Below are 15,828 nucleotides of genomic sequence, written 5' to 3' on the forward strand. Positions count from 1 at the left end.
CACAAAGTATAATTTATAATGTTCATTGGCCATTCTACCTGACAGTAATATAGCTCTAAAAAAATATTTTTGAATTGTTACAAAGCTGGTCTATCGTACCGGTTCGAAGATGTTCGATAACTTCTTGTATTGCGTTTTGCAATTCCAGAAAATCGGGTGGCTTATTAAAGTAGCCTAAGGCGCCAAGTTTTTTAGCCTTTATAATTTCCTCGTCATGTTGTGAGGTATAATACATAATAACAGGAATATCCTTGTAGGTATTATGTTCTTTTAATATCGACAGAACCTTCCATCCGCTCATAGGAGGCATATTTATATCTGTAAAAATTATATTTGGCCTTTCCTCACTGTGCTCTGCCAATGTAGCGATTAGGATGTGACCATCATCTAGTGTAATGCATGATACCTCACTATTGCTAATTTTATTTATTGCATCCCTAAAGAAATCCCTGTCATCAAGGTCATCATCTGTAAGTAGAATTCTATACTGCATACTTAGAAAATTTAAGATTTATTATAAGGGAATAATATTGTAAATACGGCACCTTCACCCAGTTCACCTTTAGCGGTAATTTCACCATTGTGTCGTTCTACAATTTTTTTACACAATGCCAGGCCTAAATCTGAACCTTCGTACAGATCCGCTGAGTTTAGACGGGTGAATGATGTAAATATTGAATCGGTATATTCAGGTTTAATACCTATACCATTATCCGCAACCCTCAACTGCATGTAGTCTATGTCCTTATAGACAATGGCTGATGCTGATATAGAGATGCGTGACGGGACACCGGCTTTTGCAAATTTTAAGGAGTTAAGTATAAGGTTATAGAATAACTGATGTATCAGCATCGGACTGGCTTCAATATAAGGAAGATCCGAATAGGTAATTACGGCTTGTTTAGTTTCAATAACTACTTCAAGGTCAGTTTCAATCTGCCGGATAACCTCATTAAGATCGACTTTTTGTGGAGTTTCTGAATCGCTGTCGACTTTTGAATAGTCATATATGCAGTAAGAGACTAATCCAGGTTAATGATACCGAGGATCCATAATCCCAAACCGGTGAGGATGGCAATAAACATAAAGCCGAAAAGCTGACCTTTAATCCAGTTTTTAATACTCCATGTCTTTCTGTTATAGATCCTCATAGGCGAAAAGATTTTTCAGTGTTTCCCGCTCTGCAAAAGCATGAGATACAATCTTTAGATCTTGACAAGAAATATAATACATTGGTATTTTCAGGAGTTGAAAAGGATCTCATCGAATTCAAGTCATATCTTCTTAGTATGGCTTAAGGCTTACCCTGCCAGCCTCAGATAAAGTTTTAATATCGAAACTATAAATACGTAACCTGCCTGAATGTCAGATTAATCCTCGGCAACATCTCCTTCGCCGATTTCGGTATATGATGCTCCCAATAGGTATTGGTAGTTCCTGACATCAAAAGCAAAGTCCCATGATGCAGCGGTATCTCAACCTGTGGAATGGATTTATCGGTCTTATGCCTAAACTTGAAAGGCCTTGTCTGCCCGAAGGTCACCGAGGCAATATTGGGATTGCTGCCGATGCGGTGTTCTTTATCCGAATGCCAGGCCACACTGTCACTGCCGTTACGGTAGAGGTTCAGCAGAACGGCGTTAAAGGACAGCCCGGTTTCCTTCTCCACCTTTTTTCGAAGTTTAAGAAGCTCCGGAGTCCAGGGCAGGGCTCCTTCACCAGCCTCTTCGGGTTCACCGTACCAGGCAATCATCCTCGGTGCGGTGACTATCTTATCGTACATCGGTATCTGATATTCCCTCCAGGGAATATTGTGCAGCAATGTCTCATAGTAACTATCCGCTTCCGCTTTCGGAACAAAACCATCATACTGCATCAGTTCCATATCCGGCAGGTCGTAATAGCGTTTTGGAGAGTTACCAACAGTAAACAGTTCCGTATCGTCAAATAGTGTTATCATAATTTCATCCTTTCTGCTTTCGCAATTATTCTTGCTTTTCTTTCCACACTTATTCTTCGACAGGCACTTCAGCCCGCAAGACCCTACCGGGATATTTCTCCGCATAACCCGTAATGAGCTGCATGATATAGCGGTTGCTGTGGTAAGGTGTTACATAATCTTTTAGTTCGGTAGCTTCTGTGATCCCCACATCCGACGGCATATAACCCATACCATAGAAATGCCCGTTTTCCACCCAGATGCAGCTGCGTTCCTCAACAGAGCGCCCCTTGTCCACAATCCCGAAACTCAATCTGCTCCCCAAAATGTGGTCCAGTGCCTCTTCCACCTTAGCATTGTGCTGTTTTAGATCGGGCAGATTGGAAGTATTGCTTTTAATAATGAAGTCCCCTGCATCCTGAACCCCGTAATGACAGAACCGATGGTCGATACTGAATTCCCCGGCCAGGGAAAGCAATAGTTTCACCCCCTCGTGCAGGGAAAAGAAGTGTTCCACACAAGTCTGTCCTTTGGCCAATTTTCCGATGCCAAGATACTTATATCCGCTTCGCGCCTCATAGTGGTACAGCCCGAACTTCGGCTCGAACTTCTTCAGTGCCCTGTTGTGCAGGGGCCATAGCTTTTTGATCTCACAGCATTCCAATAGCAGTGCCATAAACTCAGTCCCGCAGACCTCGTGAGAGATGGAGTGGATATCACGCATAAAGTTCTGGCGCTGTGGGGTGATCTTATGCCCTGAGAAATGCTGTGCTACCCGTTTCTTGATGTTTTTGGCTTTCCCGACATAGACCACTTTCCCCACCTGATTATAGAAATAGTACACCCCTGGCTTTTCCGGTAACTGCTCAAAATCGGATTGGGGCAGGTTGGGAGGCAGGTTCTGGTCGTGCGAATTCCGTTTGATCATCTTTGCTATTTCCCCGCCTTCATCCCAGAGCAACAGGCGGGAGAGCAGGATGGCTGTGGCATCGGCATCACCACCGGCACGGTGGGCGCGTGTAAGGGGTATATCCAGTGTGCGGCACAGGTTGCCCAGGCTGTAGGAGGGAAGCCCTGGCCGTACCTTACGGGCAGCCCGCACAGTACACAGCTTGCGGGTGGTCCATTTCAGTCCGGCATGCTCCAGTTCATGCTTTACAAAGGAGTGGTCGAAATTCACGTTATGCGCCACAAATATCCGGCCTTCCAGCAGCTCCAGTACCTTTTCCGCTATGTCATCAAAGATGGGCGCTCCGGCCACCATCTCGTTATTGATCCCGGTCAGGGCAAAAATGGGCAGGGGTATTTCCTTTTGCGGATTCACCAGGGTTTCCCAGCGGTCCAGCACTTGTATCCCGTCATGGATAATGATGCAGATTTCCGTGATGCGGCTCCCCGAGGCATTCCCGCCTGTGGTCTCGATATCTACTATGGCATACTCGTTCTTTTTCATCCTGCTTATCCTGTCTTTTTCTGGGTTGATCCTGTATTCATCTTATGCCTTGGCAGGCCGATTTCCTGTTCTTGCGGGTAAGGGGCACGATGGGTCATCGAAACATCCTCCCGCAATCGCTGCGCCGTACGGGTACTTTCCTCTTCGGTTTCCCTGTAGCGCGGATCGGCGATAAAAGGCAGCTTCTCCATTTTGGATATGGTAATGGTAGGGAAGTGGTAATCTACCTCCACGGTACCCAAGAGCAGGTAACAACCACCGCCCTTAAAGGGGTACTGCTTCAGGCTGCCGGTAAAATGGGCGGTATCAAAGAATTCCCCGTTGGCATCGATCCACGTCCCGAAATACATCGCCCCCATCTTGGTGGGTACGTGCTTGCGTGAGACCAGATAGGCCAGCATCTTCACCTGCCTTTTATGGTACTGCACCAAATCCCGTGCCATGACATCCCCACGGTAGCCGGTTTTCAAAAGGTTGAACGGGGTAACTGATATCGGAAAGCCCAGCAGCTCAATCTCGTCAAAAGCATCCTCAAATGGGGAGCGTTTCAGTTCGGGGAGCCTGTACTGCTGCACCGGTTCAGGAAGCAATTGCGGCTGGCGCTGCACCGGCTTAAAATGCATCATGATACGGCGGGCGGTAACCAAGAGTTCGTTCTTGTTCTTTCCAGTACAGCGGAAGGCTCCGATATAGATCAAAAGCTGCAGGCCTTCAATCCCTATAGGCACCCGGTTAATGAAATCCTCTAACGAACTATACTCTCCATTTTCAATGCGTTCGGAGACAATACAACGGGCAATTTCCCCCTGAAGCCCCTGCAGGTGCATAAAGCCCAGATAAACATCTTTTCCGTACAGGGTCGCCTCCACCTCACTTTTGTTGATGCAGGGAGTATGGATAACCGCTCCGGACATCCTCGCCTCATGCACATACACCTCGGTGCGGTAGAAACCGCCCTGATTGTTAATGACCGCCACCATGAACTCAATGGGGTAGTGCACTTTCAGGTACAGGCTCTGATAGCTTTCCACGGCATAGGAGGCCGAATGCGCCTTACAGAAGGAATACCCTGCAAAGGACTCGATCTGACGGTAAATCTCCGTGCTCAGTTCCTCTGGATGCCCTTGGGCCGCACAGGAAGCAAAAAAGTTATCCTTTACACGTTGCAACGCCGCTTTGGAACGCCCCTTGCCGCTCATGGCACGGCGCAATATGTCCCCGTCGGCTGCGGCCAGCCCCCCGTAATGCAGGGCAATCTTGATCACATCCTCCTGATAGACCATAATGCCGTAGGTTTCTCCCAGCTGCTGCTCAAAGACCGGATGGAAGTACTCGAACTTATCGGGATGGTTGTGACGGAAAATGTATTCCTTCATCATCCCGCTCTGGGCCACCCCCGGGCGTATGATGGAAGAGGCTGCCACCAGTGTCTTGTAATTATCACACTTTAATCGGCGGAGCAGCCCCCGCATGGCAGGGCTTTCGATATAAAAGCAGCCGATGGTCTTTCCCTGTCCCAAATACGTATTACAGATCGTTTCATCCTTGGAAAGGGAGGTATCGCGTATGTCCACGGTAATCCCGCGGTTCTTTTTAATGAGCCGTACCGATTCGTCAATATGTCCGATGCCCCGTTGGGAGAGGATATCGAACTTGTCAAAACCGATCTCCTCGGCCACATGCATATCAAACTGCACAATCGGAAAGCCCTTGGGCGGCAGCTCCAGTGCCGTAAAATCGGTAATGGGATCTTCCGATATCAGTATCCCGCAGGAGTGCATCGAGCGCTGGTTGGGGTATTTCTCCAGCAGCATCCCGTAACGGTGTACCAGCTTTACCACCTCATTGGTATCGTGTTGGTCCATCGAAGTACCCGATAGGGCATCGAGTTCCTCCTTCGGAAGGCCGAATACCTTACCGACCTCCCGGAATATGGATTTGTATTTGAACTCCACATTGGTACCGCAGAAAGCCACATGATCTGCCCCGTAACGGCGGAAGACATATTCCAGTATCACATCGCGCTCCTTCCAGGACCAGTCGATGTCAAAATCCGGCGGGCTTTTACGGTTCAGGTTCAAAAACCGTTCAAAATACAAATCCAGTTCGAGCGGGCAGATATCAGTAATACCCAGGCAGTAGGCAATAATGCTGTTGGCACCGCTGCCGCGCCCGATATGCAGAAAGCCCATCGAATTGCTGTAGCGGACAATATCCCAGGTAATCAGGAAATAGCCGCTGAACCCTAGTTCATCAATAACCTTCAGCTCTTTTTCCACCCGCAGGCGTGCAGCTTCATTACCACTCCCATACCGGCGCATGAGTCCCTGCTGGGCTAAACTCGTGAGTAGTTTCCGGTCGGTTTCCCGCGCTCCGGTATAGTGCTTTTTGTTGCGGGGCACCCCAAATTCATATTGAAAATCACATTGCCCGATCAGGGCAAAGGTATTCTCCAATAATTTAGGATATTGGCTGAATCGTACCATGATGTTTTCCGGTGGCAGCATCCGTTCCTCCGGCCCGCAATAATCCGAAGGCGAGAGCTTGCTGCCCAAGGTGTTCAGGTCAATGGCCCGCAGGATACGGTGCAGGTTGTATTCGGTCTTGTCTCGGAAGGTAACCGGCTGGCATACGACCATACGATCCAGCCTGTTTTTCCAACGCGATTGTATAAGTAACGATAACTCACCGCTGCGCACCCCGATATACTCGAATTCCCGCAGGGTATCCGGCGCCTTATCCATCGGATATATGACCACTACCTCCTTAAATTCCGGCGCCAGGGCAGGCACTGGGGTACCCTCCAGGTTATGATCGGTACGATGACGGTTGATCTCCGCTATACCTGCACGGCTTTTAGCCAGTGCTATATACAATAGCTGATTCCCTTCACGGAATTCCATTCCCACAAGCGGTTTGATATCCACTTCCCTGCAAAGCCTGTAAAACTCATAGATGCCTGTTACCGTGTTAACATCGGTCAATGCCATAGCCGTAATCCCCAGGCTTTTGCCCAGGGCGACCAGTTCGGTTACCGGGATGGTGCCGTAGCGCAACGAGTGAAAGGAATGACAGTTCAGGTACATACTATTACTAACAAATAAATAAATTAATTCATCTTAGGTTTTACAAATGCCCCGCTGCAGCGCATCACGGCGTTGGCCCCGAAGCGGTTTTTGATCTTATCCATCGCCTGATAGAGGGACATCATCTCCTGGGTATCCTCAAAAAGGTTGATCTGGTAGGAGCCCCGTACCAGCCTGCCGAAACGCACTCCCACAAGGCGCAGGCTCATGCGGCGTTGGTAAAGCTTTTCGAAAGCCTCAAGTACGGCACGGGTCAGGGTATGGTCGGCCGAGGTATAGGCGAGGGTTACCTGACGGGTTTCGGTATCGAAATTGGAATAGCGGATCTTCACCGTCACATTGGAGGTCAGCCAGCCTTCACTGCGCAGCTGGTAGGCCAGTTTTTCCACCATACCCGAGAGTATGGCACGCAGGAACAACATATCGGTGGTATCCTGATGAAAAGTGTCCTCGGTGGAAAGGGATTTGCGCTCCCGATACGGTTCCACAGGGGTATTGTCGATACCGTTGGCCTTTTTCCAAAGCTCCAGACCGTTGAGCCCGATCATCTCCTGCAGCACCTTTGCCGGCATTTCGGCCAGGGTACCGATGCTTCGGATACCGATGCGGGAGAGCAGGGTAAAGGTGGCGTTGCCCACCATAGGGATCTTACGGATGGATAAAGGGTTTAGAAAGGGCTGTACCATCGCCTGTGGTATTTCCAGGTTGCCTTTGGGTTTGCCTTCCCCGGTACCAATCTTGGAGACGGTCTTATTGACCGACAGGGCAAAACTGATGGGCAGCCCGGTCTCACGGGTCACCAATGAAGAAAGCTCATGGGTCCATTTGTAGGAGCCGTGGAATCGGTCCATACCGGTAATATCCAGGTAAAACTCATCGATGGAAGCCTTTTCCATCACGGGCGCCTTTTCCTCGATAATCTGGGAGACGGTATGCGAATACCGCGAGAAGAGTTCCATATCCCCTTTGACGATACGCGCCTCGGGGCAGAGGCGAAGTGCCATTTTAATCGGCATGGCCGAGTGCACGCCGAAGCGGCGGGCCTCATAGGAGCAGGAAGCCACCACACCACGGTCACCACCCCCTACAATCAGCGGAATACCCTCCAAATCACTGTTCTGCAGCCTCACACAGGAGACAAAAAAAGTATCAAGATCCATATGTACAATCGATCGCTCCATAATTATTCTCATTTGTACGGAACAAAATTAGGACAGATATTCCCAAAAATATTTATATTTGTCGTGATAAATAATCACAAAATAATTATGTCGCTATTTTCGGATAACATCAGGCACCTGAGAATGAGAAAAGGCGTTTCTCAGGAAATCGTGGCCGAAAGCCTGTCCATCACCCGTGACAGGATGGCCAAATACGAGGGTGGCAAGTCCCAGCCCCCTTTTGAGATACTTATTAAAATCTCCCACTATTACCATGTGAGTATTGACCTTTTACTGACGGCCGATATTCGAAAAATAGATATTGACGGGCTGATGCAGCTGGAGGATAACCGTATCCTTTTGCCCATTACTGTGGACAGGGAAGGGGAGAATACCATAGAGATCATTTCCCATAAGGCCAGGGCCGGTTACCTGAGCGGGTACAGCGATCCGGAGTTCATCGAAGGCCTGCAGCAGGTCTCCCTGCCGTTCCTGACCAATGGCAAGTTCAGGGCTTTTCCCGTATCGGGGGATTCCATGCCGCCCCACAGGGACGGCTCCTTTATTGTGGGAAGGTATGTGGAAAACCTGGGTGAGGTACGGGACGGCAAGACCTATATCCTGCTGACCAGGGAAGAGGGCATTGTCTACAAGCGGCTGAACAAAAACGGCAGGAACAGCCTCACCCTTATTTCGGATAATACATTTTATGAACCCTACACTATAAAAGTTTCCGATATACTGGAGATCTGGGAATATGCCTGCAGCATTGCCACCAAAGAAGCAGAACCCGAGAATCTCGACCCGCAGAGTATCCGCGAACTGCTCTACGGCATCCGCGAGGAAGTAAAAGCCCTGAAACAAATTCATACCTAATACCCTATACATCCCCCAATGAATACAATCCTACGTTTTCGGGTCAAAAAGGAGGTCGATACACCTACAGCCCGAAAGATCCTCAGCCTCAAAGGAAGCCTTATTGCGCAGTGCTATACCGATATCATTCACTTTGATGATGAGGATGAACACTTTTATATGCATTATTTTAGTGTGGAAACTGCGCGCAGAAAAGAAGCAGCCGACTATATTGCCGGCTGTATCAGGGAAGAGTTGCTCTCCGATATTGTCATGTTGGTAGAAAAGTAACCGAAGATCTGATTCACCCATTTGACTCAAACAATTTTCAGGTCATATCCCCGAGCGCCTGCTCCAGGTCTTCCTTGATGAGTTCCCAGTAATAGCCTTTCAGGCTTACCGGGTCAAAATCATCATCCGCCAGTCTAAAATCGGTGAAATTGGCAACAATACGCTGCCTGTCGTGTGTGTAGGGATAGCGCTTTTCATGGAGCGCGATCATTTGGGAAACCGCATGCGAAGCTAAAAGCTCGTGCAGGTCCCAGAAGTCCTTTTTCCTGCCACCACGCTGCACGATATCCATTTTCATGGCAATGATCTCTTCTGCTGTAGCCATACGTAAATCCTCTATCTTAAAGGGTGGTGTGATGAAAGGATCGGTATAGTACAGGTCCAGCTTTACGGCATTCTCTTTATCCCTACCGATAAGATAGGATTTCCCCATACCGATGGCCGTACCGAAGCCTTTATCCAGATAGGGGAAGGCAAGTTCCAGAAAAGATTCTATCGCCCCAAAATCTACCGAACCGTAGTCAGCATCAGTGAAAAGGTCGATATCCACCGATATGCGGTGCCCCAGCTGAAGGCTGAGCGCCGTACCGCCCACCAGGCGGAACTCTTTTAACGCATCGGCCTGCATCAGTAGAAGCAGCGCCTCACGCAAGGATTCGCTTACCGTATTCCAGTGTATCATATAGCCTTATCCCATTGAACTGCGCCGGCAGTATTAGTGTTATCCCTGAGTACCTGTCTTGTTTTCTCAGGCCCGTAAAAGCGAAGTATTTCCTTTTTCTCGGTAAAGTTTCCCCTTTCGAACACGCGCAGGATTACCGCACGCGCCTGCCTTATCCAGTCGATAGTCTCACTGTCGGTATCCCAGAAGAGGCTTTTGCGCAGCAGCTGCAGATCAGGACGGTTTTCCTGCAGGAGTTTCCTTTTCTCTTTTTCGATCTCATAGTGCGTCTGCAACAGTGCCAGGGTACCCTGCTCAATCCCCAGTTCACGGTCAATTTTTAGTGCGGCGGGCAGGGGCAGGTTTCTTTTGCCTTTGATGATCTGGTTAAACGATTGTCGGGCCAGCCCTACCGATAAGGCAAAGGGGCGCTGGGCGAGGTTTCTCTTTCTGAGTTCCCGCTCCAGTATGATGCCCGGATGGATACCCCGGTATTTCTCAAATCGCTTTTCCATAGTACAAATGTAAGCATTTTTGCTTACAAATGCAATTTGTTTCGGTCTTAAGCTTCTTACGTTCATAGGTATAAAAAGATTAATGAATTACTACATACACAAATCATTTACGGATAACCAGGTAAGACAGGGCGGGGTCGGCCAGCAGCCTTTCCATTTCCGATTGTATGATCTCCTGCACATCCTGCTTTACCTGTGCATAATTTCGTTGTACCATCAATGGGTCTATTTTGCGTACAAGCGGGATTTCCTTATAGCCTGCTTCTTCCTTTTTGATGGCCTCATGATCGTTCAATATCTCACAATGGAACGCCTTGAGTTCCATCTTATTCATGGGGTCATCGGCTACCATCCCCACAAACTCCCCGGAGCTCAGCGCGGCAATCTTCGAGACCGGTATGGCTGATTCCAGCTGTTTGGAGCGGCTGATGGAGGTATCGTTGCTGTTGATGGACAGGCTCTCCCGGTCCTGCATGATCTTGCCAAAACGCTCGGAGAGTTGCTTGGCGGTATCCCCGGTGACCTGCCCTGAGATGATGTTCCCTGTAATGTTCATGATCACATCGGCCTGTTCGCGTCCGTAGTCTTTACGCAGCTGGCTGAAATCCTGTATGCCCAGGCAGGTGGCTACCTTATTGCTTCTTGCCGTGGCAATAAGGCTGTCCATGTTATTGAGGTAGATGGTAGGGAACTCATCGAATACCAGACTGCTTTTGAGTTTCCCTTTTTTATTAACCTGTTTTACCAGCCTTGTCACGTACAGGGAAAGCACCGCACCGTAGATCTGTATCTTTTGCGGGTTGTTGCCCATGCAGACAATCTTAGGGTCCTCGGGATTGTTGATATCCAGGGTAAAATCATTGCCCGAGAGCACATAATACAGCTGTGGGGAGGACAATCTTGCCAGGGCAATCTTAGCCGAGGCAATCTGGCCCTCCAGCTGCTCCATGACATCGTTCAGATAGGCGTGGGTTTCTTTGGACTTCAAAGATACCGACAACAACGGCAATTTCAGGCTGAACCACTACCACGAGAATTACGGCTATGACCTTGAGGCAGCAGTAGGTAAACATCCGATTAAGGAGCTGGACAATCCCTCGCATAAGGAAGATCTTATGAATTCCCTGAAAAAAGGAAATCTGCAATCCGCGACCTTTATTAAAGACGGGCAGGAGGTAAAACAGTATGTGGAGGCCAACCCGCAGTTTAAGACGGTCAATGTCTATGATGCGGATAAAAACAGGCTGGACATGCGCCAGGGTAAAGACCAGCAGCAGCGTGAGAAACAGGGCCAGTCGGCCAGGCAGGGACGAAGACAAGCCTCAAAGGCCGCCGATGAGCAGGGAACCGGTGAAGAAAAGCAAAAGAAACAACGCCGTAGTGCGCAAAAACTATAATGATGGAGCAACTACGGCCTCTAACTGCTTTTTTTGACCGGATTCAAAATGACGGAAGAATCAGCAGTACACACATCGGTATATTTGCGGCGCTTTTGCATTACAGGAAGCAGAAAGGCTTTGTAAATCCCATCGCTGCCTACAGCCGTCAGATTATGCCCCTTGCCAAAATCTCAGCTCTTAAAACCTATTGTCGTTGCCTTAAGGATCTGGATGCCTACGGCTATCTTCGTTATCTGCCCTCCAAAAAAAAGACCCGGCCCAGTATAATCCATTTTATGGAGTAAGCCGGACAATAATATTTTAATGATAACCCTTATACTACGATGTTATGAAAGAGCGACTAACAAGGGAAGATCTCCATCAGTTCGGGCAAAAGCTAATCGGCACAATCCGTGCGCTGCTCGAGCAGGAAGAAGCAAGAAATGAACCAAAGCTCCCGGTAGACTGGCTAAAGGGCAGGGCGGTGCGCAAGATCCTGGATATTTCTCCCGGGACCCTTCAGAACCTCAGGATAACGGGTAAAGTAAGGTTTCGGAAAATTCTGGGTTCCTACTATTACAACCGGTCCGATCTGGAACAATTGTTTAACAAAGAACAAGAAAAGGGATGAATGCGGAGAAACTGATCCGGTACCTCTCAGCCATAGCAGCTGACCATCGCCTTTCGGTCTGGCATTCTGCACTGCTTACTGCCATAGGCCTCGCTGCGGTGCGACAGGGAAGGTCCACCGCGGTGAAAGTCAGCAGAACCCGGATAATGGCCTTATCACACATACGTACCCTGCCGACCTATCACAAATACCTGCGGGAACTGCAGGAAATGGACCTGATTGCCTACAGGCCTTCGTACCATCCTGGTGTACGAAGTGAGGTGGATATAAAAAGACAACCGTAAGGTTGTCTTTTTATATTTCTGCTTACCGTATGTGCTTTGATGAGCATGATGAAATGCAGCATAATCCTATTGTAAAAAAGGTGACTGCTTTTATCCTTGAGCTTACAAAGTTCTATTTTATTCCATATTTTTCTTTGAGCTGCCTTAGTTCCTCTTCCAGTTTACTGATGATCTCGAGACCTTCCTTTGGAATTTGTACCTGACTGCTGTTCAGGCGGCCTGTGAGCCCTTTCATTTCCCTGGCGATGGTCTGTTCTGTTGTCAGGGCATAGGATTCGGTTTGTCGAATAGAAGAGTGTCCCAGCATTTCCTTAACCACATGTATGGGAACATCGTTATTAAGGGTGACCGTACTGCCGAAGGTACGTCGTGCCTTATGGGTGTTAAGTTCACAATCCAGTCCGCAGAGTGCAGCTATTTCTTTTAGGTAGGCATTCATCTTCTGGTTGGATGAAACCGGAAGGACACTTCCCCTGGCTACACATAAAGGATGGTCCTTATACTTTTCAATAATTTCCTGTGCTTTGGGCAGCAGGGGTATGTTGGTTATATTTCCGGTTTTCTGCCTTTTGGACATGATCCAGCCCGCTCCGTCTATGCCGCTTCTTATATCGGTTCTCCTGAGCTGGTAGGTATCGATATATGCAAGCCCTGTATAGCACTGGAAAATAAAAATATCGCGCACTACCTCGAGACGTTTGGTGGTAAACTCTTTTTCTTCCAGTACGGTTAATTCTTTTAAGGTCAGGGGCCACTTATTGGTTTTAGTCCTTTTTCTCCTGAACGCCCTGAAGGGATCCTGTGCAATAAGGTTTTTATCAATGGCCCTGTTTACCACTTTCCTCAAACAGGCAATATATTTTAATGCCGAATTGTTGACACAGTTCCGTACCGTTTTAAGGTACAGTTCATAGTTTGCAATAAAATCATAGTCCAGATCACGCAGTTCAATATCTTCGCTATTATATTGGTAAAGCACAAAATCGCAGGCATGGGAGCGCGCTGTCTCATACCTTTTATAGGTTGCCATGGCATAATCCTTTCCGACAAGGGCAAGCATCTCACGGTTGTGGCTTGTGAATTCAGCCAGCAGCATTGCCTTAGAGCTGACACGTCCCAGTACAAAATCCATGATACGTTGGGCTGAGATTGTCTTCTCGTTATATAAAAGGTCGGTTTTGTATTTGTTTATCTTCATCTCAAGGGTATCCAGAAAATGATTAAGTTCCCTGGCATCTTCCTTACTGCCGATGGCTCTTTCTGTTTTGGTATCCCATCTTTGGATATCCCAGGTTCTTTTAGTCGAGGTTTCCTTTCGTTTTCCGTCTACTGTTATTCTCAGGTAGATGTACCTAAGTGTAGTTTCTTTTTTTTGCGGCTTCATAAAGAAGTTTAGTCCAAAACTTGTTTCTAACATAACTTTACACTTTTAAGTTAATAAATATAAGATTACAGCCTATTTTAGTCAAGATGTAAAACTGCTTTATTGGTTGTAATACAGTTGTTTACGCTCTTTGTTGGTGCAAATTCGGTGCACTTTTTCCGTCGCAGCAGAATTGCACCGAAATTGCACCGTAAACTTTGCCAGCTTTTGAAAATTATGTTGAAACAGGTAGAAATAAAAAAAACCTGCAAATCAATAAATTTGCAGGTTTTATGGGCTTTTCAGAAGATTTTGGTTGGTTTTGCAAACTTTGAAAAGTTTGTATCCAACCGTCTCTGTGGAATCGCCGGGAATCGAACCCGGGTCCAAACAGGGAAGCAAAGAGCTTTCTACACGTTTAGTTTTCGCTTGGATTTTCGATAGTGTGCAAGGCCGAAAACTGCCACACACTACTTAGCTTCTAAAGTCTCGAGGTCTCCGCGAAGCAAAAAAACCTCCAGGTCTATTTTTTCGGTTCTCCTATATGAAACGCCATAAACCAGGGCTTTTCAGGAGAATCCCGCCTTCCTACCTGGTAGGAACGAGGCTTAAAATCTTACTATAATTCAGATTAAGCAGCAAGAGCGTAATTATTTTCGCCGTTTAAAAGTGTTGAGACTTGTATTAACGAGAATCGTCCCCTTCTCGACGTGCTTACTGTTCAATTCGGCCTGCTGTCAAAACCAGTCGACCCCATGGTAAGTTTTTCTTAGTAAGGTATATCCAATAAATATGCCAAACAAGACAGCAAATTTAAGCATTTTTATTTTAATTTTTTAATTGCTGAGGCATTCAAATTTTGTTATATTTGAACACTGTTTTTGATGTAAAGTTATATTATTTTATAAAAAACGTTTTCGAAGACGGTATGATAACATTATTTTATCTTTAAAAAAGTTGCAATGAAAATCGGAATCATTAAAGAAAGAAAGTCTCCGCCAGACAGAAGGGTAGTGTTCTCACCACAAAAATTGGCCGAGCTGCAGAAGCAGTTTCCGCATGCAGAAATTAAGGTAGAACCTTCAGATATAAGGGTTTTTAAAGATGAAGAATACAAGGTACTGGGTTTTGAATTAAGTAATGACCTGAGTGACTGTGATATTTTATTAGGTGTAAAAGAGGTGCCTATAGAGGCTCTTATTCCCGGCAAAAAATATTTTTTCTTTTCACATACCATTAAAAAGCAGGCTCATAACCGTAAACTGCTTCAGGCTATCATTAATAAGCATATTGATTTATACGATCATGAAACTATAGTAGACGCAGGTAACAAGCGTTTAATTGGGTTTGGCCAGTATGCCGGTAATGTAGGAGCATATAATTGTTTCAGGGCATTTGGTTTGAAATATGACCTTTTTAATTTACCTAAAGCAGAGACTCAACCAGACAAGCAAACGCTTATTTCTAAACTTAAAAAACAGTTCCTGCCTCCTGTAAAAATTGTTTTAACTGGTAAAGGAAAAGTAGGTATGGGTGCTAAAGAGATTTTAGATGCCATAAAAATAAAAGAGGTTAGTGTAGAAAACTTCCTTACTAAAACCTATACCGAACCTGTATATGTTCAGCTTGATGTTACCGACTATAACAGACGTAAAGATGGAAAACAAGCTACTAAAGAGGACTTTTATGTAAATCCGGATAAATATGAGTCAGATTTCGAAAGATTCTCTACCGTTGCAGATATCTTTATAGCGGGGCATTTTTATGCAAATGGTTCTCCTGCTATAGTAACCCGCGAAATGTTGGCTTCAAAAAATAATAAGATTAAGGTAGTTGCCGATATTTCTTGTGATGTGGCCGGACCAATAGCAAGTACGCTGAGGGCTTCTACTATCGCTGAACCTTTTTATGGTTATCATGCGGGGCAAAATACAGAGATAGACATGTACCACCCTTCGGCTATTGTAGTAATGGCTGTAGACAATTTACCTTGTGAATTGCCTAAGGATGCCAGTGAGGGATTTGGTGACATGTTCCTTAAATATGTTATTCCTGCATTTTTTAATGATGATACCGATGGTATACTTAAAAGAGCATTGATAACCCATAACGGAAATCTTACCCAAAGGTTTAAATACCTTGAAGATTATATAAGTGAAAACAACGAAGTGCCCCATAATTAAGGGGCATTTTTTTTATAATGATATTAGT

Annotated in this window: 17 protein-coding genes and 1 other RNA gene; 7 read left to right on the plus strand and 11 right to left on the minus strand. The window is 46.5% G+C overall.

Annotated features, from left to right (window positions below; translation table 11 throughout):
• Positions 1–55: 55 nt before the first annotated feature.
• From FUA48_RS09895 to dinB, 6 genes are all read right to left on the minus strand, one after another.
• Entirely contained in the window at positions 56–493 is a 438-nt protein-coding gene (locus FUA48_RS09895; RefSeq protein WP_147583383.1) for a response regulator, read from the minus strand.
• 11 nt (positions 494–504) lie between these two features.
• Positions 505–852 carry a sensor histidine kinase gene (locus tag FUA48_RS09900; protein WP_147583384.1) on the minus strand — a complete coding sequence of 116 codons (348 nt, stop codon included), beginning with the start codon at positions 850–852 and terminating at the stop codon, positions 505–507.
• A 487-nt stretch (positions 853–1,339) separates the two neighbouring features.
• Positions 1,340–1,960 (minus strand): alpha-ketoglutarate-dependent dioxygenase AlkB family protein, encoded by a 621-nt coding sequence (locus FUA48_RS09905; protein ID WP_317130682.1) that lies wholly within the window; start codon positions 1,958–1,960, stop codon positions 1,340–1,342.
• A gap of 49 nt (positions 1,961–2,009) precedes the next feature.
• The gene (locus FUA48_RS09910) at positions 2,010–3,392 is read right to left on the minus strand and encodes an exonuclease domain-containing protein (protein ID WP_147583385.1); all 1,383 of its coding nucleotides are present in this window, start codon (positions 3,390–3,392) and stop codon (positions 2,010–2,012) included.
• 5 nt (positions 3,393–3,397) lie between these two features.
• On the minus strand, positions 3,398–6,478 hold the full coding sequence (locus FUA48_RS09915) for a DNA polymerase III subunit alpha (RefSeq protein WP_147583386.1): 3,081 nt from the start codon (positions 6,476–6,478) through the stop codon (positions 3,398–3,400).
• A 23-nt stretch (positions 6,479–6,501) separates the two neighbouring features.
• Positions 6,502–7,659: a DNA polymerase IV gene (dinB, locus tag FUA48_RS09920; RefSeq protein ID WP_147583387.1), complete on the minus strand. Its 1,158-nt coding sequence runs from the start codon at positions 7,657–7,659 to the stop codon at positions 6,502–6,504.
• An 87-nt stretch (positions 7,660–7,746) separates the two neighbouring features.
• On the opposite strand from dinB, the gene FUA48_RS09925 reads away from it, so the two are divergent.
• A complete protein-coding gene (locus FUA48_RS09925; protein WP_147584979.1) occupies positions 7,747–8,514 on the plus strand; it encodes an XRE family transcriptional regulator in 768 nt (255 codons plus the stop codon).
• A gap of 18 nt (positions 8,515–8,532) precedes the next feature.
• Complete coding sequence (locus FUA48_RS09930) at positions 8,533–8,784, plus strand: hypothetical protein (protein WP_147583388.1); 252 nt, start codon at positions 8,533–8,535, stop codon at positions 8,782–8,784.
• Between the two features lie 37 nt (positions 8,785–8,821).
• Here the strand turns inward: FUA48_RS09930 and FUA48_RS09935 are convergent, their stop codons facing one another.
• The 3 genes from FUA48_RS09935 to FUA48_RS09945 form a co-directional block, all read right to left on the minus strand.
• Positions 8,822–9,466: a nucleotidyl transferase AbiEii/AbiGii toxin family protein gene (locus tag FUA48_RS09935; RefSeq protein WP_147583389.1), complete on the minus strand. Its 645-nt coding sequence runs from the start codon at positions 9,464–9,466 to the stop codon at positions 8,822–8,824.
• Entirely contained in the window at positions 9,463–9,960 is a 498-nt protein-coding gene (locus tag FUA48_RS09940; protein WP_147583390.1) for a helix-turn-helix transcriptional regulator, read from the minus strand. The genes FUA48_RS09935 and FUA48_RS09940 overlap by 4 nt, the downstream gene beginning before the upstream one ends.
• 103 nt (positions 9,961–10,063) lie before the next feature.
• Positions 10,064–10,948: a TraM recognition domain-containing protein gene (locus FUA48_RS09945; protein ID WP_240732442.1), complete on the minus strand. Its 885-nt coding sequence runs from the start codon at positions 10,946–10,948 to the stop codon at positions 10,064–10,066.
• Between FUA48_RS09945 and FUA48_RS09950 the strand changes: the two genes are divergently transcribed.
• The 4 genes from FUA48_RS09950 to FUA48_RS18540 all read left to right on the plus strand — a co-directional run bounded on the left by FUA48_RS09950 (position 10,938) and on the right by FUA48_RS18540 (position 12,254).
• Positions 10,938–11,357 carry a hypothetical protein gene (locus FUA48_RS09950; RefSeq protein ID WP_147583391.1) on the plus strand — a complete coding sequence of 140 codons (420 nt, stop codon included), beginning with the start codon at positions 10,938–10,940 and terminating at the stop codon, positions 11,355–11,357. The genes FUA48_RS09945 and FUA48_RS09950 overlap by 11 nt on opposite strands.
• Entirely contained in the window at positions 11,357–11,644 is a 288-nt protein-coding gene (locus FUA48_RS09955; RefSeq protein ID WP_317130683.1) for a hypothetical protein, read from the plus strand. Before FUA48_RS09950 ends, FUA48_RS09955 begins: the two co-directional genes overlap by 1 nt.
• 44 nt (positions 11,645–11,688) lie before the next feature.
• Complete coding sequence (locus tag FUA48_RS09960) at positions 11,689–11,970, plus strand: helix-turn-helix domain-containing protein (RefSeq protein WP_147583392.1); 282 nt, start codon at positions 11,689–11,691, stop codon at positions 11,968–11,970.
• 146 nt (positions 11,971–12,116) lie between these two features.
• Entirely contained in the window at positions 12,117–12,254 is a 138-nt protein-coding gene (locus tag FUA48_RS18540; protein ID WP_240732443.1) for a hypothetical protein, read from the plus strand.
• 112 nt (positions 12,255–12,366) lie between these two features.
• Here FUA48_RS18540 and FUA48_RS09970 read toward each other — a convergent pair whose 3' ends face one another.
• Both FUA48_RS09970 and ssrA read right to left on the minus strand, forming a co-directional pair.
• Positions 12,367–13,671 (minus strand): site-specific integrase, encoded by a 1,305-nt coding sequence (locus FUA48_RS09970; protein WP_147583394.1) that lies wholly within the window; start codon positions 13,669–13,671, stop codon positions 12,367–12,369.
• Between the two features lie 302 nt (positions 13,672–13,973).
• Positions 13,974–14,372: a transfer-messenger RNA gene (ssrA, locus tag FUA48_RS09975) on the minus strand.
• A gap of 207 nt (positions 14,373–14,579) precedes the next feature.
• On the opposite strand from ssrA, the gene FUA48_RS09980 reads away from it, so the two are divergent.
• Positions 14,580–15,800, plus strand: coding sequence for an NAD(P)-dependent oxidoreductase (locus FUA48_RS09980; protein WP_147583395.1), 1,221 nt, complete (start codon positions 14,580–14,582; stop codon positions 15,798–15,800).
• The last annotated feature ends 28 nt before the right edge of the window (positions 15,801–15,828 follow it).

The sequence above is a fragment of the Flavobacterium alkalisoli genome, assembly GCF_008000935.1.
In the GTDB taxonomy this organism is placed as follows: domain Bacteria; phylum Bacteroidota; class Bacteroidia; order Flavobacteriales; family Flavobacteriaceae; genus Flavobacterium; species Flavobacterium alkalisoli.